General features: G+C 53.1%; 20 protein-coding genes and 1 tRNA gene. 6 read left to right on the plus strand and 15 right to left on the minus strand.

Translation table 11 applies throughout. The features are described 5' to 3' along the window. Positions 1–92 precede the first annotated feature (92 nt). From JL661_RS14125 to dnaQ, 3 genes are all read right to left on the minus strand, one after another. Positions 93–169: transfer RNA gene (locus JL661_RS14125), tRNA-Asp, on the minus strand. A 166-nt stretch (positions 170–335) separates the two neighbouring features. Continuing rightward, on the minus strand, positions 336–608 hold the full coding sequence (locus JL661_RS14130; RefSeq protein ID WP_174525725.1) for a YkgJ family cysteine cluster protein: 273 nt from the start codon (positions 606–608) through the stop codon (positions 336–338). Beyond that, the gene (dnaQ, locus tag JL661_RS14135; RefSeq protein ID WP_024472710.1) at positions 590–1324 is read right to left on the minus strand and encodes a DNA polymerase III subunit epsilon; all 735 of its coding nucleotides are present in this window, start codon (positions 1322–1324) and stop codon (positions 590–592) included. The genes JL661_RS14130 and dnaQ overlap by 19 nt, the downstream gene beginning before the upstream one ends. A gap of 61 nt (positions 1325–1385) precedes the next feature. Between dnaQ and rnhA the strand changes: the two genes are divergently transcribed. Further along, positions 1386–1856, plus strand: coding sequence for a ribonuclease HI (gene rnhA, locus JL661_RS14140; protein WP_004238873.1), 471 nt, complete (start codon positions 1386–1388; stop codon positions 1854–1856). Between the two features lie 3 nt (positions 1857–1859). Here rnhA and JL661_RS14145 read toward each other — a convergent pair whose 3' ends face one another. Beyond that, positions 1860–2591, minus strand: coding sequence for a methyltransferase domain-containing protein (locus tag JL661_RS14145; protein WP_004238874.1), 732 nt, complete (start codon positions 2589–2591; stop codon positions 1860–1862). A gap of 40 nt (positions 2592–2631) precedes the next feature. Here JL661_RS14145 and gloB point away from each other — a divergent pair, with 40 nt between their 5' ends. Then, positions 2632–3387: a hydroxyacylglutathione hydrolase gene (gloB, locus tag JL661_RS14150; protein WP_036418042.1), complete on the plus strand. Its 756-nt coding sequence runs from the start codon at positions 2632–2634 to the stop codon at positions 3385–3387. Between the two features lie 83 nt (positions 3388–3470). Next, entirely contained in the window at positions 3471–4868 is a 1398-nt protein-coding gene (mltD, locus tag JL661_RS14155) for a murein transglycosylase D (RefSeq protein WP_004238878.1), read from the plus strand. A 227-nt stretch (positions 4869–5095) separates the two neighbouring features. Here mltD and JL661_RS14160 read toward each other — a convergent pair whose 3' ends face one another. From JL661_RS14160 to dgt, 8 genes are all read right to left on the minus strand, one after another. Next, the gene (locus JL661_RS14160; RefSeq protein WP_036413963.1) at positions 5096–6481 is read right to left on the minus strand and encodes an SLC13 family permease; all 1386 of its coding nucleotides are present in this window, start codon (positions 6479–6481) and stop codon (positions 5096–5098) included. Positions 6482–6815: 334 nt separating this feature from the next. Continuing rightward, positions 6816–8114: a phosphopyruvate hydratase gene (gene eno, locus JL661_RS14165; protein WP_004235956.1), complete on the minus strand. Its 1299-nt coding sequence runs from the start codon at positions 8112–8114 to the stop codon at positions 6816–6818. A gap of 73 nt (positions 8115–8187) precedes the next feature. Then, positions 8188–9825 carry a glutamine hydrolyzing CTP synthase gene (pyrG, locus tag JL661_RS14170; RefSeq protein ID WP_004235957.1) on the minus strand — a complete coding sequence of 546 codons (1638 nt, stop codon included), beginning with the start codon at positions 9823–9825 and terminating at the stop codon, positions 8188–8190. A gap of 223 nt (positions 9826–10048) precedes the next feature. Beyond that, complete coding sequence (gene mazG / locus JL661_RS14175; protein ID WP_049243291.1) at positions 10049–10837, minus strand: nucleoside triphosphate pyrophosphohydrolase; 789 nt, start codon at positions 10835–10837, stop codon at positions 10049–10051. Positions 10838–10923: 86 nt separating this feature from the next. After that, positions 10924–13158 carry a GTP diphosphokinase gene (gene relA, locus JL661_RS14180; protein WP_004238882.1) on the minus strand — a complete coding sequence of 745 codons (2235 nt, stop codon included), beginning with the start codon at positions 13156–13158 and terminating at the stop codon, positions 10924–10926. A gap of 9 nt (positions 13159–13167) precedes the next feature. After that, positions 13168–14508: a 23S rRNA (uracil(1939)-C(5))-methyltransferase RlmD gene (gene rlmD, locus JL661_RS14185; RefSeq protein ID WP_032097905.1), complete on the minus strand. Its 1341-nt coding sequence runs from the start codon at positions 14506–14508 to the stop codon at positions 13168–13170. A 390-nt stretch (positions 14509–14898) separates the two neighbouring features. Beyond that, entirely contained in the window at positions 14899–16020 is a 1122-nt protein-coding gene (locus tag JL661_RS14190) for a glutamate-cysteine ligase family protein (protein ID WP_062773077.1), read from the minus strand. A 209-nt stretch (positions 16021–16229) separates the two neighbouring features. Then, complete coding sequence (dgt, locus tag JL661_RS14195; RefSeq protein WP_049243293.1) at positions 16230–17741, minus strand: dGTPase; 1512 nt, start codon at positions 17739–17741, stop codon at positions 16230–16232. Positions 17742–17856: 115 nt separating this feature from the next. Here dgt and mtnN point away from each other — a divergent pair, with 115 nt between their 5' ends. The 3 genes from mtnN (at position 17857) to JL661_RS14210 (ending at position 20536) form a co-directional block, all read left to right on the plus strand. Next, a complete protein-coding gene (gene mtnN / locus JL661_RS14200) occupies positions 17857–18558 on the plus strand; it encodes a 5'-methylthioadenosine/S-adenosylhomocysteine nucleosidase (protein ID WP_004235964.1) in 702 nt (233 codons plus the stop codon). Continuing rightward, entirely contained in the window at positions 18555–19361 is an 807-nt protein-coding gene (gene btuF, locus JL661_RS14205; protein ID WP_062773075.1) for a vitamin B12 ABC transporter substrate-binding protein BtuF, read from the plus strand. Before mtnN ends, btuF begins: the two co-directional genes overlap by 4 nt. 347 nt (positions 19362–19708) lie before the next feature. Then, positions 19709–20536: a macro domain-containing protein gene (locus JL661_RS14210; protein WP_327037581.1), complete on the plus strand. Its 828-nt coding sequence runs from the start codon at positions 19709–19711 to the stop codon at positions 20534–20536. Between the two features lie 50 nt (positions 20537–20586). On the opposite strand, the gene JL661_RS14215 is transcribed toward JL661_RS14210, so the two are convergent. From JL661_RS14215 to JL661_RS14225, 3 genes are read right to left on the minus strand one after another with little or no spacing between them, the layout of a single operon-like run. Next, the gene (locus JL661_RS14215) at positions 20587–21441 is read right to left on the minus strand and encodes a dimethyl sulfoxide reductase anchor subunit family protein (RefSeq protein WP_036417979.1); all 855 of its coding nucleotides are present in this window, start codon (positions 21439–21441) and stop codon (positions 20587–20589) included. Between the two features lie 11 nt (positions 21442–21452). Further along, on the minus strand, positions 21453–21995 hold the full coding sequence (locus JL661_RS14220; RefSeq protein WP_004235968.1) for a DMSO/selenate family reductase complex B subunit: 543 nt from the start codon (positions 21993–21995) through the stop codon (positions 21453–21455). Positions 21996–22006: 11 nt separating this feature from the next. Next, entirely contained in the window at positions 22007–24586 is a 2580-nt protein-coding gene (locus tag JL661_RS14225) for a molybdopterin-dependent oxidoreductase (protein WP_062773073.1), read from the minus strand. Positions 24587–24617: the final 31 nt, after the last annotated feature.

Here is a 24617-nt window from a genome sequence, read left to right on the forward strand (position 1 = left end):
AGAGGTAATACCGGGGGATGATAATGATACAGAGCGATTGTGCAGCGTAAAAACAGAAAAGCCCTGACATTACTGTCAGGGCTTCTGTAATCTGGCGGAACGGACGGGACTCGAACCCGCGACCCCCTGCGTGACAGGCAGGTATTCTAACCAACTGAACTACCGCTCCGTGTGTTCCTTTTCGGGAACGGTGCGGATAATACGATGCCGGTTCCCGTTCGTCAATACCTGATTTGTGTAAATCCATGCAATTGCACAGTTTTTCACCTGAATATACTGTTTTATACGGGGCACCGCACACGACACACGATTTCCCGCAACGCGCTCATCCGGTTTCAGGGCGCGGTTTGTTTTTCCAGATCAAGCAGATAAATCATGGCCTCATCCCGGCTCTCCCCGCACATTTCCCGCGAGGGCTGTAACCCGGCACAGACTGATGGACGCAGCGGTGAGCCGAAAATCAGGCACAAATTCTGCTCAGATAACTGCACGCAGCGCGTGTTGGCGGGTTTACCGTCCGGCATTCCCGGGATCGGGGATGAGATGGACGGCGCGGTGCAGCAGGCTCCGCAGTCACTGCGGCAGGCAGTCAGCTCCGCCAGATGCACGGGTTCGCCCCTTTTTTCTCCGCCAGATCCAGACGCGCCTCGTGCGCGGCAATTTCCTCATCCGTGGCATATACCACCCGCAGACCGCTCTGCGGGCGGGTAACGCGCTGAATAGTCTGAACGTTCTCTTCGCCGCTGCTCTCATTATCCGCTGAAAAAGCCAGTGATGTCTGGCCGCCGGTCATTGCCAGATAAACATCCGACAGAATCTCGGCATCGAGTAACGCGCCGTGCAGCAGACGTTTTGAGTTATCTATCTGATAGCGGTCACATAAGGCATCGAGGTTATTACGCTTGCCGGGGAACAGCTGTCTGGCGAGCGTTAAGCTGTCAGTGATGGTACAGAATTCCGCGGTCGGCGGGATCCCCCGGTTCAGCTTGCGGAATTCATAATCCATAAAGCCGATATCGAAGGGCGCGTTATGAATAACCAGTTCTGCGCCACGGATAAATTCAATAAATTCATCCGCAATGTCAGCAAAAACCGGTTTGTCCATCAGGAATTCATCACTGATCCCGTGCACACCAAAGGCTTCCGGGTCCACCAGCCGGTCAGGCCGGATATAGAGATGGAAGTTACGGCCGGTCAGGCGCCGGTTGATCACTTCAACCGCACCGATCTCAATAATATTGTGCCCCTCGTAGTGGGCACCCAGTTTGTTCATACCGGTGGTTTCGGTATCGAGAACAATTTGTCGTGTAATATCAGTGCTCATAATGGCGTTTTGTGTCAGACTCAGGTAATTGCCAATCAATCAGAGGAAGAGTCTACCAGAGATGAGTGACAAGGTAGAAATTTTCACCGACGGCTCCTGCCTCGGAAATCCGGGCCCCGGCGGCTACGGCGCGCTGCTGCGTTATAAAGGCCATGAGAAAGCACTCAGTGAGGGCTTTTTTCTTACCACCAATAACCGGATGGAGCTGCTGGCCGCTATTGTGGCGCTGGAAACCCTGAAACGTCCGTGTAATATCGTGCTGACCACCGACAGCCAATATGTCCGTCAGGGCATCACGCAGTGGATCCATAACTGGAAGCGGCGCGGCTGGCGCAAAGCGGATAAATCTCCGGTGGTGAATGTCGATTTGTGGCAGCGCCTGGATTCCGCCATCACCCGCCATCAGATTGACTGGCAGTGGGTGAAAGGCCACGCAGGGCACCCGGAAAACGAGCGCTGTGATGAACTCGCCCGTGCAGCGGCAGAATCTCCGTCACAGGACGATACCGGTTATCAGCCGGCAGCGGAATAATCCTCAGCGCCGTTTCAGACAGCGCGGCGGCGTCTGCTGGCGTGTCGCGCCCACCACATTGTTCAGTTTCGGCCGCAGCAGGCGCAGCTTCTGCGGTGTGAACGTCAGCGGCACCGTGCGTTTACGGGCCACAATCACCCCCAGACAGCCGAAAATCCGCGCATGCCGGTTGCCGAAACTTGCCGGATCACACCAGGGGATCGGCGTGGTCAGCCGGTGATACATAATTTCGTAATTGAGCAGGCTGAGCCAGTCGAGCATACGGAACTGTGAAAACATCCGGCTGCACTGCGGCTCCCGGTTCAGACGCCACGGGATCAGTTTACGCGCCCCCAGCAGGCTCAGCGGGTTAAATCCGCTGATAATCAGCCAGCCGTCCTCAATCAGGACACGGTCAGCCTCCCGCAGCAACCGGTGCGGATCACTGCTGTAGCCCAGATTATGTGCCAGCACACAGACATCCGCGGATTTGTCCAGAAACGGCAATTGCGCCGCCTCCCCGAATACCTGTAAGGTGTTACCCTGCGGTGCCACATTCACCTGATGCGGGATCATGCAGCTGCTGCTGTCAATTTCACAGCTCAGCGCGCCGATCTTAATCAGATGAAAACCAAACATTTTCGGCCACCAGGGCGCCAGCTGTGCTTCCAGCGATTGCCGGAAGCGGCGTCCGCAGGGAATATCGCACCACGAGTCCGGCATCGTCAGAGTTTTTGTCGCTCGTGCAGAAAACATGGCTTTATCCTTGGTTCACACTCAGAAAGGTGAGGTATCTATGGAGCTTATCAGAATTTCCGCGTTATCAGATAACTACATTTGGCTATTACGGGATAATGCGCACACCTGTGTCATCGTTGATCCCGGCGTCAGTGAGCCGGTACTGAATACACTGCGGGAGCGGGGACTGACCCCTTCAGCCATCCTGCTGACACACCACCATGCGGATCACACCGGCGGCACGGCGGAGATTGTGTCACATTATCCCGGCCTGCCGGTTTACGGTCCCGCCGAAACCCTGCCGAAAGGCGCAAATCACTGCGTGCAGGATAATGACACGATTACCTGCGGCGGGCTGACATTTCAGGTCATGGCAGTGCCGGGGCATACACTCGGTCATGTGGCTTATTATTGCGAACCTTATCTGTTTTGCGGCGATACGCTCTTCTCCGGTGGCTGCGGCCGTATTTTTGAGGGCACACCGGCACAGATGTTCCGTTCGGTCAGCCGCCTTGCAGCGCTGCCGGATGAGACGCTGGTCTGCTGTGCGCATGAATATACACAGTCTAACCTCGCCTTTGCGCACGCTGTCTGGCCGGAAAACAACGATATTCAGGCATATCAGCAATATATTTCTGAATTACGTCAGAATCATGAAGCTACACTGCCCGTCACACTGAAAACAGAAAGGAAAATTAATGTTTTTCTTAACTGTGATAATATTGATCTGCAACATAATTTATCAGTAAGTAAACATACGGCGACGGCTGAGGAAACTTTTACGTCTTTACGCGCAAAAAAAGATCAATTTTAGCCGTAATCGTTGTCAGGGCGGAATAACACCAGTATGATTGCAAAACCTACAGACTGAAGAATAATAATGCTGATTCCGCCAACATGAAAATCAAAGCTACACTCCTTGCCGCCGCAATTTTGCTGGCGGGGTGTCAGACTGCGCCGCAGAAAACTGCACAGGACCCTCATTATCCTTCCGGTAACGGTTTTTTACTGACTGCCCGGCAGATGAACGCAGCAAAGGCATCCTCCGTCAGTCCCGAAGATGATATCTGGGGTTATATCCGCGATGAAATGAAAATGAACATCCCGGACAATGACCGCATACGCGCCGAAGAACTTTCTTACCTCGCCAAAAAGAGCTATCTCCACGATGTGACACTGCGCGCAGAACCTTACATGTACTGGATCATCGGTAAAATCGATGAACGTAACATGCCGATGGAACTGGTTCTGCTGCCCATAGTGGAGAGTGCTTTTAATCCGCATGCCACCTCACCGGCCCAGGCTGCCGGGTTATGGCAGATTATCCCGAGTACCGGCAAAGCAAGCGGGCTGAACCAGAACCAGTGGGTTGATGACCGCCGTGATGTGGCTGCCTCCACCACTGCCGCGCTGGATTTACTGGAGCGCCTGAATAATATGTTCGGCGGAGACTGGGCACTGACCCTGGCCGCGTATAACAGCGGCGAAGGCCGCGTGCTGCGCGCGATGGAAGCCAATGCTGCCGCCGGAAAACCAACAGATTACTGGTCATTATCCCTGCCAAAAGAGACCATGGATTATGTGCCGCGTATTTTTGCCCTGAGCAATGTTATCCGCAACAGTGACCGTAACGGTGTGAATTTACCGGTACCGGATGCAGAGCGCGCCCTGGCACGGGTGAATATCGGTCAGCAGATTTCCCTGGATGTCGCGGCACAACTGCTGGATATGCCGGTTTCCAGACTGAAAGATTACAACCCGAGCCTGAAACGCGGTGTAACCTCACCGGCCGGTCCTCACTATCTGATGCTGCCGAAAACCAAAGTCGACCAGCTGATGAGCGCATTATCTGATGACGCGGTACTTAATGATATCCGCACAGCGGTCGCGAGAAACAATCAGCGTACTGAACAGCTGAGTTCACCGGCAGGCCGTGCGCAGGCCGCGAAGTACAAAGTGAAAAGTGGCGATTCATTCTACGCCATTGCCAACCGCCATAAGATGACCGTCGCTGAACTGAAAAAGCTGAACGGACTGAAAAGCGCTGCGGTTCTGAAACCGGGACAAACGTTGCAGGTGAAAGGCAGCCCGGTGGTGAAACCATCTAAAGCCGCCACCAAAAATGCTATGCGTCTGGCGAAGTATAAAGTGCGTCAGGGTGATTCTTACTACAGTATTGCGCAGCGCCATGGTGTGACACTGAAAGAGCTGATGTCCTGGAACAGTAAAGTCAAAATGAAGGACTTGCATCCGGGTATTGAGCTAACGGTTTATGTTGCCAATAAACGCGGCTGATAATCACTGAATCACCACGCTTTATCTGAAGCCCTGCATGACGCAGGGCTTTTTCATATCCGGTGATACCTGAATGTCTTTCCGGCTGCTCTTCTTCTTTCCCGCACTTCTGCGATATCAGTACATCCGCACCGATATTCTTTGTTGCCGGTATAAAAAAACCCGCTGATAAATCAGCAGGTTTTCTGTGTTGAACTTTGCTTTCGTGTTTATTATCAGCTGTGCTGTTATACCCAGAACAACCAGGCAAAGGCTGAGATAACAATGATACAGGCGATATTCAGCACACCACCGACCCGCACCATCTCAGACTGTTTGATAAACCCGGTCCCGAACACTATCGCATTCGGCGGCGTCGCCACCGGCAGCATAAAGGCACAGGATGCACCGATACCGATAATCATGGTCAGTGCCATCACCGGCATTCCCAGACCATCTGCCACACCGGCAAAGATAGGTACCAGCAGTGCAGCACTCGCGGTGTTACTGGTGAACTCCGTCAGCACAATAATAAAGGTGGTGACAGCGATAATAATCACCAGCCAGCTGCTGTTACCAAAGGAGGTTTTCATCCAGTCCGCCATCACTTCACTGGCACCGGAATCTTTCAGGATCATACTCAGTGTCAGACCGCCGCCGAACAAGAACAGAACGCCCCACTCGGTGTTGTTCTGAATCTGTGACCAGCTGGCCACCCCGGTAATACCAATCAGCGCAGCGGCACTCAGGGCGATAATAGTATCGAAATCTTTGATTTTACCCAGCAGATCACTCAGCGGTGCACTGCCGATCCAGCAGATAACGGTCAGACCGAAAATCGCCAGTGTCAGCAGACGTTTTGGTGTCCACTGAACCTGCTCCACTTCAATTTCAAAGCGGGCACCGAGCTTCGGACGTAACATCAGGTACATAATACCGAACATAATCGGCATCAGGATCAGCACCATCGGAATGCCGTATTTCATCCAGGTGAAGAAGTCCATTCCCAGCTGGTTTGCGGCAATAATGTTCGGCGGGCTGCCGACCATCGTTCCCAGGCCGCCGATACTGGCGCTGTAGGCCACGCCCAGCAGCATAAATACGAACGTGTTACGGTCGTGACGGATATCGAGGTTCCCCAGAATACCCAGCACCAGCGGTAACATCATCGCGGCGGTAGCGGTGTTACTGATCCACATGGACAGCGCGCCGGTCACACTGAACAGCAGAATCACTGCCGCCCATAAACGACCGCGGGCAATCAGCAGCAGGCGGTTAGCAATCAGGCGATCCAGCCCCTGAATATGCAGCGCCGTCGCCAGTGCAAAACCGCCGAAGAACAGGAAAATGGTCGGACTGGCAAAAGACTGTAATGCCTTACCTGCGCCCAGTAATCCGAGAAATACAGCCAGAATCGGGATCAGTAACGCGGTCAGCGTGACATGAATCGCCTCAGTCAGCCATAAAACAGCGACGAACACCATCAGCGCCAGCCCGGCATTCTCTTTGTCGCTGTAGGGCAGATATTTCAGCAGCAGTATCAGCAGCACAATGTCCAGAGCCAGTATGATGAGTCCCTTTGTATTAAAAGAACCCAGCCCGGTGGATTGGGTGAGCGTTTCTGAAGCGTCCATGATAATTCCCTCAGTAGGATGAAAAAGTATTCACGAAACCGATTGCTGTCATAGTTTAATAACCGGCATTTTTGCGTGAATGCTAAAAATGTTAAACAATTTATCTTCATGTGAAATATAAAAAGTATTAATAACAAAATACATCACAAATCGTCCGTTTTGCGATCTGAGGCAACAGAATAAGTAAAAAAACTTGTCATAGCATGGTAAACAACCAGTTTTAGTCATTGAGGGAACGGATAAAAAGCGGGGAAATATTCGTAAGATAAGATAACGCGGACATAAAAAAAGGTGTGTCCGCCGGACACACCTTTTTTAACATTTACAGTAACAATTACTGACCTTTGATCTCTTTGCGGCCGTGGAACGGAGCACGTTCGCCCAGCGCTTCTTCGATACGGATCAGCTGGTTGTACTTGGCAACACGATCAGAACGGCTCATAGAACCGGTTTTGATCTGGCCTGCTGCGGTACCGACAGCCAGGTCGGCAATTGTGGCATCTTCGGTTTCACCGGAACGGTGAGAGATAACGGCAGTGTAACCGGCGTCTTTTGCCATTTTGATAGCAGCCAGTGTTTCGGTCAGTGAACCGATCTGGTTGAATTTAATCAGAATGGAGTTAACGATACCTTTTTCGATACCTTCTTTCAGGATCTTGGTATTGGTCACGAACAGGTCATCACCGACCAGCTGGATTTTATCGCCCATGACTTTAGTCTGATACGCGAAACCATCCCAGTCAGATTCATCCAGACCATCTTCGATAGAGACGATCGGATACTCTTTGGTCAGCTCTTCCAGGTAGTGAGTGAATTCCTGAGAGGTAAAGGTACGGCCTTCGCCTTTCAGTTCATACATACCGGTTTCTTTGTTGTAGAACTCAGATGCTGCACAGTCCATCGCCAGGGTAACGTCTTTGCCTAACTCGTAGCCTGCTGCTTTAACGGCTTCTTTGATGTCAGCCAGCGCTTCTGCGTTAGAACCCAGGTTTGGTGCATAACCACCTTCATCACCCACAGCGGTGTTCATGCCTTTAGCTTTCAGCACTTTTGCCAGGTGATGGAAGATTTCAGAACCCATGCGGACAGCTTCTTTCAGAGAAGGCGCGCCGACAGGCTGGATCATGAATTCCTGGATGTCCACGTTGTTATCAGCGTGCTCACCACCGTTCAGGATGTTCATCATCGGCAGCGGCATAGAGTATTTGCCCGGAGTGCCGTTCAGTTCTGCGATGTGTGCGTACAGAGGTAAACCTTTTGATGCGGCAGCAGCTTTGGCGTTTGCCAGAGACACAGCCAGAATCGCGTTTGCACCGAAGTTGGATTTGTTTTCAGTGCCATCCAGGTCGATCATGATCTGGTCAACTTTTGCCTGATCTTTGGCATCCTGACCCAGCAGCGCCTGTGCGATCGGACCATTTACCGCGCCGACTGCCTTCAGAACACCTTTACCCAGGAAACGTGATTTATCACCGTCACGCAGTTCCAGCGCTTCACGGGAACCGGTAGATGCGCCTGACGGAGCAGCCGCCATACCCACAAAACCGCCTTCCAGGTGTACTTCAGCTTCTACAGTAGGGTTACCGCGGGAGTCGATGATTTCACGGCCGATCACTTTAACGATTTTGGACATTAGGTTTTCCTCAGTACAAGTTAAATTTTCAGATAAGTAACCGGCACTTACAGCCGGTCACTCACCTCACATCTTATTTTAGCAGACCTTTCTGGTTATCAGAGGCTGCCTTGACAAAACCTGCAAACAGCGGATGACCATCACGCGGGGTAGAGGTGAACTCCGGATGGAACTGACAGGCCACAAACCACGGATGGTTCGGGTTCTCGATGATTTCCACCAGTTTGTTGTCCACTGAGCGGCCCGCAACCAGCAGACCCGCATCTTCAAGACGCTTCAGTAACATGTTGTTCACTTCATAACGATGACGGTGACGTTCAGTAATCGCATCTTTGCCGTACAACCGGCGAACCAGGGAATTGTTCGTCAGGTGGCATAACTGACCGCCGACACGCATTGTACCGCCGAGATCACTCTCTTCGCTGCGGACTTCAATATTGCCGTCTTCGTCGCGCCATTCGGTGATAAGCGCAACGACCGGGTACTTACAATCAGCATCAAATTCCGTGGAGTTCGCGTCATCCATACCGGCCAGGTTACGGGCAAAGTCAATCAGTGCCACCTGCATTCCCAGGCAAATTCCCAGATACGGAATGTTGTTCTCGCGGGCATAGCGGGCAGTCATAATCTTACCTTCCACACCACGGGAACCAAAACCGCCCGGCACCAGAATCGCATCCAGACCCTGTAACAGTTCTGTACCGCGGGTTTCCACATCCTGAGAATCAATCAGTTTGATGTTCACAGTGACGCGGTTTTTCAGGCCGCCGTGTTTCAGTGCTTCGATAACGGATTTATAGGCATCCGGCAGTTCAACATATTTGCCGACCATCCCGATGGTGACTTCACCTGACGGATTGGCTTCCTCATAAATCACCTGCTCCCATTCGGAGAGATCTGCCTCAGGAGCATTAATGCTGAATCGTTTACAGATATAATCATCTAATCCCTGGGATTTCAAGAGGCCGGGGATTTTATAAATGGAATCTACGTCTTTCAGACTGATCACTGCTTTTTCAGGAACGTTACAGAAAAGCGCGATTTTGGCGCGTTCGTTAGCAGGAATCACTCTATCTGAACGGCAAATCAGCACATCCGGCTGAATACCGATGGATAATAATTCTTTCACTGAGTGCTGAGTCGGCTTGGTTTTTACTTCACCGGCAGCCGCCAGATACGGAACCAAAGTCAAATGCAGATATAAGGTGTGTTCACGGCCGACTTCCGCCGCCATCTGACGGATAGCTTCCAGGAACGGCAGTGATTCGATATCACCGACAGTCCCGCCGACTTCCACCAGCACCACGTCATGACCTTCACCGCCACGGATGATACGATCTTTGATTTCGTTGGTGATGTGCGGGATAACCTGAATGGTGGCACCGAGATAGTCGCCGCGGCGCTCTTTGCGCAGAACTTCAGAGTAAACACGTCCGGTGGTGAAGTTATTGCGGCGGGTCATTTTGGTGCGGATGAAGCGCTCGTAGTGACCTAAGTCGAGATCAGTTTCAGCGCCGTCGTTGGTGACGAAAACTTCCCCGTGTTGGGTCGGGCTCATGGTTCCCGGATCGACGTTGATGTACGGATCCAGTTTCATCATGGTGACATTGAGTCCACGGGCTTCGAGTATAGCCGCTAAAGAGGCTGCGGCAATGCCTTTACCCAGAGAGGATACGACCCCGCCGGTCACAAAAATATAATTAGTTTTCATGCTGAACCTGAAAGTTTAGGTGTAATAGATGATGGATATAACAGGACGGGAAAATAGTATACCCTAACCTTATTTTGGCGACAAATAATCTCGTCACCTCTTTTCGGTTATCCGTCGCTCCCGGGGCGGTAAAAACCGCCTTTTTACACTAACTAATCAACGTCTTACATTTTATAAAAAACTTTTCATTCTCCGGTAAAATCATTAGCTGAAAGCATTAAGCTTACCCCTCACGGGATTTAACATCCTGCCAACTTTTCTCCATTTCATCAAGTGTTGCTGATTCCATGGTCAGTCCGCGGGCGGCAATATCGCTCTCCACCTGACGAAAACGGTTCTCAAACTTACGGCAGGCTTTTTGTAACACCATTTCCGGTTTATGTCCCAGATGACGGGAAAAATTCACCACTGCGAACAGCAAATCACCCAGCTCTTCAGCCACGCGCTCATCATTCACCTGCGGCTGATTCACTTCCTCCATCACCTCATCCAGTTCCTCATACACCTTGCCGAGCACCGGCGGAAGTGTGTCCCAGTCAAATCCGGCAGACGCACAGCGTTTCTGGATTTTATAGGCCCGCATCAGGGCAGGCAGTGTTGCCGGGATATCATCCAGCAGGGAATACTGTGATTTTTCAGCGCGTTCGGCACTTTTTCGCTGCTCCCAGCCGGAAATGGCCGCTTCCGCGCCGATCCCCTGCTCACGGGCAAAAATATGCGGGTGGCGGCGGGTCAGTTTGTCACTGACGGCGGCGGCGATATCCTCAAAATCAAAACGCCCTTCTTCTTTCGTCATCTGCGCGTAAAACACCACCTGGAATAATAAGTCACCTAACTCACCTTTCAGATCGTCAAAATCCGCCCGCTCAATAGCGTCCAGAACCTCATAGGTCTCTTCCAGGGTGTAAGGGGCGATAGTGGCATAGGTTTGCGCTTTGTCCCACGGACAGCCGTTTTCCGGGTCGCGTAACTGCGACATGATCGCCAGCAGGCGCTCAACTGATACAGACATGTGATTAATTCCTGAATATGATTTCCGGGAGTGATAAAAAAAGCAGACCGGAGTCTGCTTTTCAGTGTAACCGATTTCCGGCCGTTTTACTGAGTGTGACGTTTTGCCTCAATCACATCCGGCAGCTGGTTCAGTTTTGCCAGCACACGGCTGAGGGTCTGGATATTGTAGATTTCCATATCCATATCGATGGTGGCAATCTGCTGTTTTACATCACTGTGGCTGCGCACCCCGAGAACATTCACTTTCTCGTTGGCCAGAATGGTGGTGATATCGCGCAGCAGGCCGCTGCGGTCATTTGCCACCACCCGCACCACCAGGGAATAGCCGCTGGAGTAACTCGCACTCCAGACCGCTTCCACCAGACGTTCCGGTGCCTGCTCCTGCAATTCCGCCAGCTGTTCGCAATCCGCGCGGTGGATAGAAATTCCCCGGCCTTTGGTGATAAAGCCGACGATATCATCCCCGGGAATCGGCTGGCAGCAGCGGGCGATGTGATGCATCAGGTTACCGACGCCCTCAACCACAATACGGCCGCTGCTCTGGTGAGCCGGTGCCGGTTTGGCCGGCGGGGCTTTTTCCAGGGTTTTCAGCGCTTCACGATCGGCTTCTTCCGCAGTCGGCTTGTTCAGTTTGCTTTGCAGGTAGTTCGACAGCTGGTTAATGCGGATATCACCCACACCAATACCGGCCAGAACTTCATCCAGCGAGTGAACGTTATAACGGGCGATCAGCAGTTTTTCCGCCTCTTTCAGGCTGATATCCTGCGCGGCCAGTTCGTTGTCCAGCATCTGCCGGCCGGCGATAATATTTTTATCGCGATCCTGCTTGCGGAACCAGTTATGGATCTTGGCGCGGCCCCGGCTGGTGGTGACATACCCCAGGTTCGGGTTCAGCCAGTCACGGCTCGGGTTCGGCTGTTTCTGGGTGATCACTTCAATCTGATCGCCCATCTGCAACTGATAACTGAACGGCACAATACGGCCGCCGATTTTCGCGCCGATGCAGCGGTGCCCCACATCGCTGTGGATATGGTAGGCGAAATCGAGCGGCGTGGAGCCTGCCGGTAAATCCACCACATCCCCTTTCGGGGTAAAAACGTAAACGCGGTCATCAAATACCTGACTGCGCACTTCATCCAGCATTTCGCCGGAATCGGCCATCTCTTCCTGCCACGCGATCAGTTTACGCAGCCAGGCGATACGGTTCTCGTAACTGCCGGTTTTGCCGCCGCCTGCGGTACCTTCTTTGTATTTCCAGTGCGCGGCAACGCCGAGTTCCGCATCCTCATGCATCTGCCGGGTGCGGATCTGAATCTCCAGGGTTTTACCCGCCGGCCCCAGTACCACGGTATGAATCGACTGATAGCCGTTCGGTTTCGGGTTCGCCACATAGTCATCGAACTCATCCGGCAGATGACGGAAATGGGTATGAACAATCCCCAGCGCGGCGTAGCAGTCCTGAAGACGCTCCACCACAATCCGCACGGCACGGACATCAAACAGCTCATCAAAGGAGAGCGATTTTTTCTGCATCTTGCGCCAGATACTGTAGATATGCTTCGGCCGTCCGTAGATCTCGGCCTGAATGCCCTCTTCTTTCATGTCGTTGCGCAGGGTCGTGACAAAGTTATCAATATACTCTTCGCGGTCAAGACGGCGCTCATGCAGCAGGCTGGCAATGCGTTTGTAATCATCCGGGTGCAGATAACGGAAGCAGTAATCCTCCAGCTCCCATTTAAGCTGCCCGATCCCGAGGCGGTTCGCCAGCGGGGCATAAATATTGAAACACTCTTTGGCGGCCAGAACGCGCTCATCCTCACCGGCATCTTTCACTTCGCGCAGATGGGCTATCCGCTCTGCCAGTTTGATAACCACGCAGCGGAAATCTTCCACCATGGAGAGCAGCATACGGCGGATGTTATCCACCTGCACCGAACTGGTTTCGTCGTTATGTGTGGCTTTCAGCTGACGAATAGCATCCATATCCATCACACCTTTGACCAGCAGCCAGATAGCGGAACCAAAGGCTTCGCTTATCTCTTCCTCTCCGAGGATCTCCGCTTCGGCCAGCGGAAAAAGCAACGCTGCGCGCAGACTGTCAAGATCCATACTGAGGGTGGATAAAATCTCCACCATCTCAATACCGCGCCCGAGCAACAGCGCCGCATCCTGATGTCCATCAACCTTCTGATGACAGTAATGCCAGACCTCTTCCAGTTTTTCACCCGTCACCGGGTTATGCAGCCCGAGGCTGTTAATCCAGTGTGCCGGGTCAAACTCACCGGCCGGTGTTAAATGCGCACTTCTTACCGCGACCATACATTCTCCCTACTGACTGACCGGTGGTGTCTTTGTGAAAAGCACCATCGACTCCAAATGGCCGGTTTGCGGAAACATATCCAGCATACGGACAGCATTCCGGTGATACCCGGCACCATGCAGAACCTGACTATCCCTTGCAAGTGTTGTGGGATTACAGGAAACATAAACGATGCGCTCAGGGGAAAGCGCAACAATATGCGGCATAATCTCAGCCGCCCCGGCACGCGCCGGATCCAGTAATACTTTGTTAAACCCGGAAGCCGCCCACGGCTCCCCGGTAATATCCTGCGACAAATCCGCGTGATAAAATGCGGCATTCGCCAGATTATTGAGACGGGCATTCTCCCGTGCCGTGCGGACCAGCGCATCCACGCCTTCCACCCCGACAACCTCACCGGCGCGTTCCGCCACCGGCAGCGTAAAATTACCCATCCCGCAGAAGAGATCTAACACGCGATCGTGTTTTGTCAGCTCCAACCAGTTCAGCGCCTGTGCCACCATCAGCTCATTCAGGGCACCGTTCACCTGGATAAAATCCTGCGGACTGAACTGTAATTTTAACCCGGCTACCGCGTAATGCGGAGGATACGGCGCACAAACTGCCACAGGCGGTGCACCGGCACTGCCCTGCAGATAAAGCGCGGTATTGTGTTCAGCACAAAACGCCGTCAGTGCGGACAAATCCGCATCACTGAGCGGTGCCAGATGACGCAGTACCAGCAGCGGTCCGCTTTCGGTATCTGCCAGTTCCGCGTGACCGAGTTCCGGTGCGGCGGCCAGAGACGACAGACAGCGCTGTAAGGGTACCAGTAATGCCTCCAGACGCGGAACCAGCACCGGACACTGTGTGACAGCAACCGTTGATTTGCTCTGCGCCTGACGGAATCCCATGGTCAGCTGTTTTGTTTTCGGGGAATACACCAGCGCCAGCCGCGCCCGGCGGCGGTAGCCGTACTCTTCCCCGCTCAGAACAGGGATCTCCCCGCACGCCTCACCTGTTTCGCGGGTCAGCAGATACGCGAGATACGCCGCTTTGGTTTCCCGCTGCATGGCAACCGGAATATGCTGCTGCTGGCAGCCGCCGCACTGTCCGTAATGACGGCAGGCTGGTTTGCGGCGCGCCGGGTTATCAGACAGGCGTTTCACCACACTGCCTTTGGCATAGTGGCGCTTTTCTTCCGTCAGCCTGACCTGTGCGGACTCACCCGGCATCAGATCCGGGATAAAAACAGTTTTTCCCTGAAGGCGGGCAATGCCCTGCCCGAGGGCATCGAGAGAGTCAGCGGTGACTGTGACAGTCCGGGACTGCCGCGGGGTCTGACGGGGCTGAGAATAAAATTGCGCCATAATGATAAAAAAACGTTGTCTGTGAGGCCGGTGATTTTCCCATAAAGCAGCGTATTGACCAACGGATTCTTCGGATACACTGCAAATAACACGTCATGGACCGGTAAAAAATGCATGGCGCTGATTATACCATACTGCCGGATAGTGCCTCAGCACTATTTGTTAAAAGGATAAATGATATTTATCGTTACACATCAGTGCTGCCGGTTTCATTATTTATAATGCCTGATACCGCACCACCCGCTGAATAATACGCAATATCAGCCACTGATAAATAATAAATTTACATGAACTTACCGGTGCTGATTTTTTTGGCACAAAAAAAACCGTTATTTAAAAAATAACGGTTTATTGTTACCGGCAATAAAAATGTATCCTGATATGACAGAGTTATGCATCCTGCTCCGGCCACAATCCGCCGAAATGCATTAACTCCCCGCTGACCAGGAAACGGGTGATCATTTCATCCGCCGGGGTCATTCTGTTTGCCAGACGTTCACTGAGTAACTGCAGCCGCGCCGCTTCATTCAGCAGGCCATGCTGCTCCAGCGCGCGCCGGGCGGCGATAAGCAGTGTCTCAACCACCGTGGAAACAGTCAGGTCGGCAAACGGCTCGCGGGCAATCGCATTAAAGCGGGCGTCCGGCTGCACGCTGTAATTAAAGGAAATGGTGTCATCCAGCACCAGCCCGAGGATCCACGCACAGAATGCGCCCATCAGCGCCGGGTCCGGAACCGCATCGAACGCTTTGAATTCAATCCGACCGTGCTCACCCTCGTTACGTGCCGGATAAATAAAGTCATGCGGATACACCGCCGAGTTGGTCAGGAACCCTTTACAGGTCGGACGGTGACAACTGCGCAGTGCGGTACGGCGGGATAAACCGCCCCATAACTGCCCGTTTTCCAGCGGACCGTTCAGCGAAAGCGCCACCAGGTACGGTGCAAAGAACGTCAGTTTTTCAACCGCGTGCACAACACGGGCGTCACTCATTTCCGGCACGGAAATATTGATATCCGGCCCGCAGGTCTGCATTACCAGATCCGCGTGGCGGAAAGCAGCGTGCTCCTCACGGAACGCTTTTTCCCATGCATTCAGCGGCGGATTAAACTGATAGCGCGGCGAAACCGGATGATAAGCACTGATTGCCAGCCCCAGCCCGCACGCTTTCAGACGTTCACTCAGCTGCGCTTCAATAATCTGCAGGGAATCCAGTGCCGCTGTCACCGACTTTGCCGGTGGCGTGCGGATTTCTATCCCTTTGATAACCTGGGCAATGAGTTTGCCTTCCGGTGAAAACCGCTCATCGCCCTCAACATACCAGTAACCGGCTTTAATCCCCGCATCACCCTTATGCAGCGAGGCATCATCCATCCCCGGGCGGTTATTCAGTGCAGGCGCCAGCTCTGACAGGGTAATATTGTCAAAGGATTTAATACCGGCGGCACTTTTATTCCGGTACTGTGTCAGCCAATATTCAAATTCAATCCCGACCCGATACTCTTTTTGCATACGTGATGTAATCCCGGTTAATACTTTTGGTGCGACGGTATAGCCCCTGAAACGAATTCAGGCTGCGACAATATGATGAACAGATCCGCCGCCGAATACAGTGAATCTATTTCAGCAACACCTGCGGATTAATCGTAGCAACAATTCCGGTAATATTGAACCGGAATTGTCATGTCATTTGTGCGAAAGTGCTGTCATTAATCAGCAGCTTACTGACAAACGGAGAAACGCCGGAATTCTTCATAAGCGTAATGGTCGGTCATACCGCTGATATAATCCTGAATCAGCCTGGCGCGGTAATAAAATTCCAGGATGGTCTGCTCTTCCTGCGGTTTATCTGCCAGTGCGGCAACAGCTTCCCCGTAAGCCGCCCGCTGCTTGCGTGACAGCTTATGTAACAGCCGCGTTTCGATAAAATAGTGTTTGTGAAAGTTTTCACGGACCAGATCGGCGAAATCCGCCTGCGGCATCATTAACAGCGGCCGGTAAAAATCCAGCAGGCCGTTGATGATCCGGAATCCCTGTAATTCCAGCTCTTCCACTTCGTGATGGGTAAACACATATTTAAACGCGACCCGTTTCAGGGTTTTCAGCAGACGGTGCTCTTCACTTTTATCTTCCAGCAGCGCCTGATTGTAAGTACCCGCAAACACGGCGGGCAGATTATCGATAAAGCGCTGCGCGGTATACGGCACCAGTTTATTGGTGATATAGACCCGCAGATACATAAAAAACTGATCCTGCGGGCTGCGGTGCTGACTGCGGGTAAGCGACTGATACGCCTGCTCAACGGTATCGCGGAACAGCGCGGAATCCGCAGAGCCTTCCAGCGCCTGCCACTCCTGGCGCAGATAGGTCACCAGGGTATCCGGGGTCAGAATACCTTTCTCCACCGCATCATCCAGGTCAGCAATGCAATACGAGATATCATCCGCCGCTTCCATAATATAACTAAGCGGAAAACGGCAGAACTCACCGAGCTGTAATTCATCACGCAGCCGCTGAATCAGGGTATTTTCAGACCAGTAATAGCCCGGTTTTTTGGTGAGATAATCGAACTCCTCCGGCACCGGCTCTAACTGCCAGGCAGGACGGGTATATTTCAGCACACTGCCTATCTGGGCAAATGTCAGATTCAGTTTCAGCAGATGGTGTGCCATCCGCATTCCCTGGGCATTGCCCTCAAACAGGCACAAATCACGACGCAACTGACGGCGCAGATGATCCGATTGCGGTGAGCCGGTCAGGCGCAGTGCGGCAATCTGACAGTTATCCTCATCTCCGGTCTGCGGCTCGCCGAGCAGATTACTGAACCATTTCTGAATCGCCGCCTCCCCGAAATGCCCGAACGGCGGGTTGCCGATGTCATGCATCAGACACGCCATTTCAACCACACTTTCAAAGGCATCCGTACGCTCATCCAGGCCGTATTCTTCCAGTTTTTGTGATTGTTTCAGCTGACTGAGGATCGTTTTGGCGATATAGCGCCCGACCTGCTGCACTTCCAGGGAGTGTGTGAGACGGCTGCGGACAGCGGAATTCTGCTCCAGCGGAAACACCTGAGTTTTCTGTTGCAGACGACGGACAGCGGCAGAATTGATAATACGGCCGCGATCACTTTCAAATGCCTGATTCACCAGAAACTCTTGTGCAGATTCCTCCGCAGAAGCACCAAACTGGCGGTGAAAATTCAGCTTCTTTTTAAAATCAATAACCGGCACGTCGCCTCCGTCTTCTTATCCGCACGGGAAAAGACACCACCCGCCGGGATTCGGTGATAAACTGTTGCTAATCCGTTAATATGCAGTTCAATTTCTATTCAGGGAGTATGACATAATGAAAGTCGGTATCATAGGTGCGATGGAGCAGGAAGTAACCCTGCTGCGTGATCAGATTACCAACATGCAGACCCTCCGCCACGGCGGCTGCGAAATCTATACCGGTCAGATTAACGGTGTTGATGTTGCATTGCTCAAATCCGGTATCGGCAAAGTCGCCGCAGCGATCGGTACCACTCTGCTGCTGGAGCTGTGCAAACCGGACGTGGTGATTAATACCGGTTCTGCCGGTGGCCTCGCCCCGCATCTGAATGTCGGCGATATTGTTGTCTCCTCGGAAGTCCGTTATCACGATGCTGATGTTACTGCCTTCGGTTATGAACCGGGCCAGATGGCACAATGCCCGCCGGCCTTTATTGCTGATGCCGGTCTTATCGCACTGACTGAAAAATGCATTCAGACCCTCGGACTGAACGCCGTGCGCGGCCTGATTTGCAGCGGTGATGCCTTTATCAACGGCGCAGAGCCGCTGGCGCGTATCCGTACCACCTTCCCGTCAGTAATAGCCGTGGAAATGGAATGTGCGGCTGTCGGCCATGTGTGCCATCAGTATCAGGTACCGTTTGTGGTGGTCCGCGCTATCTCTGACGTGGCGGATAAAGCCTCGCACCTCAGCTTTGATGAGTTTCTGCCGCTGGCAGCAAAGCAATCATCTCTGATGGTGGCGGAAATCCTCGCCAATATTGATTCACTGAAATGATAAAATCGTCATTGCGCCTCGCCGGACTACTGCTTCTGCTGGCAGCCTGCGGGGCTCAGGCCGCGGCACAGCGGGTGATCGCACTCTCCCCGTCACTGGCGGAGATGGCGTATGCCGCCGGTCTGGGGGAGAACCTGGTCGGTGTCAGCGCCAATGCGGATTACCCGCCGGAAGCGAAAAACATCGGGCAGGTGTCCAGTTGGCAGGGACTGAACCTTGAGCGCATTATTGCCCTGAAACCGGATCTGATCATGGCCTGGCGCGGCGGCAACCCGCAGCGCCCGCTGAGCCAGCTGGAGCATCTCGGGATCAAAGTCGAGTATTTCGATCCGCGCAATCTTGATGAAATTGCGGATGATCTGGATCGCCTCGCGCCTTACAGCCCGCAACCGGCACTGGCGGAAAAAGCGGCTGCCGATATGCGCAGCGGGATTGACGCCCTGAAAACCCGCTACAGCGATAAACCGGAGAAACTGATTTTTCTCCAGTTTGGTCAGAACCCGATTTTCACCGCGTCCGGCACCACCCTGCAAAGTGAAGTGGTGACCCTGTGCCGGGGTAAAAACGTGTTTGCCGACAGCCCGGTGCCCTGGCCGCAGGTCAACCGTGAGCAGGTACTGACCCGCAGACCGGACATGATCCTTATCTCCGGGGATAACCGCGAAGTGGAGAATGTAAAGCGCTTCTGGTCTCCGCAGCTTGATGTGCCGGTGATTACGATTAATGCCGACTGGTTCCAGCGCGGCACGCCCCGGCTGTTAAAAGCTGCGGAAGAATTATGTGAGAAAATAAATAACACCTGATATGAATATATCATGTTAATAATATGCCGCTTATTATGTGGCATATTCTTTTTTTTATTTTTCTGTATTTAATTCAGCTTTATTTTTCCTGTTATTATTACTTATTTCCCCGCGACTATTATTATTCCGTAAACCCGAGAAGATTCCGATACCCGTCAGCGCCGGAGCAGGCGACAATGTTACAGACTGAATAAAGAAACGGACTGTAACGATGATTAAATACCTCAAAGGTGATTTACTGAGATCTGATGCTCAGGCGCTGGTAAATGCCGTTAATTGTCAGGGCGTTATGGGAAAAGGAATTGCCTATCAGTTCAGACTGGATTATCCGGTAAATGCGCGCGCCTATGAAGCTTTATGCAAAGAAAATAGGTGCCGGCCAGTTATCAGTGACTGATGAACACGGCCATAAAATTATTAATTTCCCGACCCGGAATAAATGGGATTCACCTTCCGGTTATGAATTTATCGAAAGTGGTCTGCGTGAACTGAAAGCTCTGATTAAAAAACAGGGGCTGAAATCCGTGGCAATTCCGGCACTCGGCTGCGGCAGCGGCGGACTGGAGTGGCGTCAGGTGGATAATCTGATCCAGACGCACCTCGGTGAATTAAGTGATACAGAAATAATGATCTATCCGCCGGTCAAATATATTGATGACAGCATCAGCCCGCATCATGTGCTGGTCTGGTGGATTGATAACTGTCTGCTGATCCCGTCACGCTACAATCTTTATATTGCCATTTATATTCTGCAACGCCTGAACGACATGAATCTGTTTAATTTCAGCGGCACCATCAGTACCCTCTATTCCGATGATGTCGATCGCTATGTTAATGATCTGCGCGACCGGATTGCTCATTACGGTATTGATTTTAATACCGTGATCGACGTGCAGATTAAACTGAACCGCGAACACCCGGAAAACCCGCTGCCGGTCTTTGATCACTATCTCAACCGGGTTATGGGATCGCTCAATCCGCTGACCTACAGTGACCAGTCGCTGCTGCCGGCGATGATGATTGACGGATTACTGCAGGGTAAGGCGATCAAAGAGATCACCACCATTCTGCGTGAGCGCTATCAGGCGCGGGATATTGATTTTGTGCTGTTCCGGGCGAAAAACGGCGGCCTGCTGAAAGACAATATCTTAGGGGATGTGATTCTGACCCGCTGATAAAAAATCCGGACGCTCTCACGTCCGGATTTTCTGTTTCATACTGCGTGTTATGCGCCGAGTGAGAAGAACACCACACGACCAACCGCTTCACCGGCAAATACACAGATGGCCGCCAGAGCCATCATCAGTGTACCGTTAGTGACCTGTTCGTTTTTCTGACACAGCAGACGACCGGCAAAGAACATCCCCAGCCCGATCAGCACCACGCGGATGATATTCAGGTTCAGCAGCCCTTCCGGCATGGTACGCGGTGTCATCCCGGCGTAAATCGGCTCACCGATATTACCGAGCAGTGACAATGCGCCCAGCAGCATCAGAAGCAGTCCGGCCACACCGGCAGCGAGGGAAATCTTCACCACACGCTGAATCAGCACATCCTCACGGGCAAAGCCCAGCGCTGTCACCAGCAGCAGACCTGCGATCATCCCGCCGGTCAGCAGCACTGTGCCGAAGAATCCGGCATAGGTAAACAGCCCGCCCCACAGGTTAAACAGGGTATTCGCATACAGTGCGGACATCGCATACATATATACCAGCCCCGCCGCCGCACTTAACAGCAGCAGGAAACCGTTCACCTTCTGTTTTAACAGCAGCAACGCGACACTGAAGAACAGCAGCGCCATATAAATGGCGGTCGCCCAGACTTCACGGCTCATCCACGAGGTCGAGACGTGCAGCATGGTGTAAAACATATGGAACGGATTCCCCATATGGAACAGGGAGCCGAGTAACCCGACACAGCCCAGCAGGAAAGAAGCAACCAGCGGAACACGCACCCATTTCATCCCGGTGCGGGCATCCGTGCAGCCGAACAGACGGAAATAACAAAGCAGCGTGATCACCAGGCAGCCGACCGAAGCCTGCATAAATAAGGTGAATATAACAAGAGGCAGTTCATGCATGATAATTCTCCTTATCCTTTGGTGCCGACAACCAGGTTCGGCCGGGTAATGGATGAGCTCGGCAGACCGCCGATATCGGCATTGGTGCCGTATTTTTTGCGCAGTTCGCTGATAAGGCCGAACTCAATGGCGCGCATCGGACAAGAATCCACACACATCGGATTACCGCCCTGCTCCCGCAGATCCAGACAGGTATCACACTTGGTCATCATACCGATCGCCGGATCAAACTGCGGTGCTTCATACGGACAGGCCCAGGTACAGTAACGGCAGCCCACACACTTATCATGATCCACCAGCACCACTCCGTCTTCTTCCCGCTTATGCATCGCGGTTGTCGGGCAATGACTGACGCACTGCGGATCGTCACAATGGTTACAGGCAATGGAGAGATGCCAGCGGCGCGGGCGCGGATATTCCCCGGCCTCGATATCATACACACGGCGGAAATTACGCCCGACTTCGAGATCGTTCTTATCCTTGCACGCCACAACACAGGTTTTGCACCCGATGCAGGCGGCGACATTTATATAAAATCCAACTTGGTTATCCATGTCTGTGCCCCTTATCCGATAATCCGCTGCGGCAGACGCGCATCGTCAGTTAATTGCTCACCGTGCCATTTTTCGATGTTACACAGCATCGTGTTCCACCCGGAGGTACCCAGTCCGGTCGGTACCTGAATGGTCAGGGTGTTATCCGCCCCGGCCATATCAATCCCGGTGGTTTCATCCACATTGGTCCAACTGCCGTGCGGCAGTGCAACCACACCCGGTTTCATCGTCTGGGTCACCAGCGCCGGACGCAGAATTTTACCCTGCGGGCTGGTCACCAGAACGGTTTCGCCCTGTTTAATATCCAGACGTTTCGCATCAGAGGTATTAATGTAGATCGGGCTCGGCCACTGTTCGCGCAGCCACGGCACGTTATCCAGGGTACTGTGTGAACGGCGCAGATAGTGCGGGTTATAAACCTGGAACGGATAATCCCCTTTCTCTTTTTTGCTGAAATCTTTAAAGCTGGCTTCATAGCCGCTCGCTGACGGGATGTATTCGGCGATCGGCGGTAATTCTGTCCAGCCGCACTCTTTCGCTTTCTCCACCAGGGTTTCGCAGTAGATTTCAAACTTACCGCTTGGCGTCGGACGCGGATTCGCCGCCGGATCGCGGATAAAGTCCTCATACGCGATATAGCCGTAATTATCATCCGGCGTGCGCTCCACCTGATACTTCCCTTTGGTCAGGAATTCATTCAGCGTGATGCGCCCTTCCTGCGGCGTACCGGTCACCTGCCACTCATCAATATCCGCCTGAGTGATGGTAAACAGCGGCGCTTTGGTGACACCATCCTCAGTAATGATGGTTGCACCGTTGAGTTTATTGAAGAACTGCTGTTTTTCGGAGATCGGGAAGATCTCATCCACATTGACACCCAGACGTTTACCCAGCTCTTTGGCGATCCACTGGTCGCTTTTCGCTTCATACAGCGGCTGAGTCACATTCACCGCAGCAATGATGACTTCACGGTTACTCGGGTTAAGAATGGTTCCCTCGCGCTCCCATTCGGTTGTCACCGGCAGGATCACATCGGAATATTTCGCGCAGGTATGCGGGACATACGCTGCGGTCGCGATAAATTCCACGCCGCTGCGGTAAGCCTCGATTCCCTGCATAATGTTGGCGCGGGTCTGTAAGGTGGCGTTAAACGGGTGGAAAATCATCTGAATATTGGCATCCACATCCCCCACGCCACGCTGACGGAATTTTTTCTCCAGCAGGGCACGGTTCAGTTCGTTGTGGTTGATTTTCAGAGTGACCGGGTTTTTCACTGCCGGTAAGCCATTCGCACCGGCCATCACCAGACGGGTACCATTGTTCCCGGCGGCATAGTGACAACACGCGCCGGTCATGCGGCCCGGACGGCCCATATGCCCGGTCATAAATCCGAGTGTTGAGAATGCCTGAACCCATCCCTCCCCGTTATGAATACGTGCCGGTGCCCAGCCGGTTAACAGCGCCACACGCTGTGTGCCGCCGATCTGACGCGCCAGCGAGCGGATCTCCGATGCAGAAATACCGCAGATGTCCGCCGCCCATTTCGGCGTGGTTGGCTTGCCGGTGTAGGTGCCGAGCAGATAATCCTTAAAGTTTTTCTTCGGATCCGCCCCTGCCGGCATATTGCTCTCATCAAAACCGACAGTGCAGCGTCGCAGGAATTCCCAGTCGATCAGCGGATTCTCCGGGCTGTCCATCTCCAGCAGTGCATGCATAATCCCCAGCGCCAGCGCGTGGTCTGTACCCGGGTTGATCGGATACCAGTCCGCATCCATCAGCTCTGCGGTGGCGGTATAACTCGGGTCAATACTGATAAAACGTGCCCCGGCTTTTTTCGCCTGATAATAGTTATAAGTCGGGCTGCCCGGGCTGGACCACGCCGGGTTTGCGCCCCACATCACAATCAGTTGTGAGTTGCGCATATCAAAACGGTCATTGGTGCCGAAGGTGTAGAACCCTTCCAGGAGGCCCAGATGGGCCGGGGTTTCAAACCATGCGCCCCAGGAGGTGGTGCCCCAGTCACCGGTAAAGCCCCCGGCGGCGGAGAACACACTCTGGAAATCCGTACCGTTACCGCCGGTAACCCAGAGGGATTCATTGCCGTATTGTCCGGTGATGCGTTTGGTTTCGGAGGCCACAATATCCAGTGCCTCATCCCAGCTGATACGCACCCACTGGTCACGTCCGCGCAGGGTTTTGTCCCCGCCGCCCGGCGCCCAGTTTTTGCGTTTCATCGGGTATTTCAGGCGGTCGGCCCCGAACACCTGTTTACGCTGGGAACGCCCGCGCAGACACCCGCGCTGCTGCGGGAAGTCAGGGGAATCCGCCACCACATCATCAGTTTTTTGTCTGACCACCACACCATCGGCCACCAATGCTTTGTTAACACAGCGCCCGCCGCAGTTATGCCAGCAGGCGACAGGTTTCCACTGCCCTTTGGCGGCAGGTGCCGCCGCCGGGGTGGTCTGTGCCGGTGCCGGGGTGGCCGCGTGAAGTTGTCTGCTTAACGGCAGTGCCGCCATGGCGGATGCCGCCGACGTCCATTTCAGAAATGAACGGCGGGTTACGCCGGTTTTCTGTCTGTCTGACATTGCTCTTACCTCATCATCAGGTTTTTAAATT

This window comes from Morganella morganii (assembly GCF_019243775.1).
Taxonomy (GTDB): Bacteria; Pseudomonadota; Gammaproteobacteria; order Enterobacterales; family Enterobacteriaceae; genus Morganella; species Morganella morganii.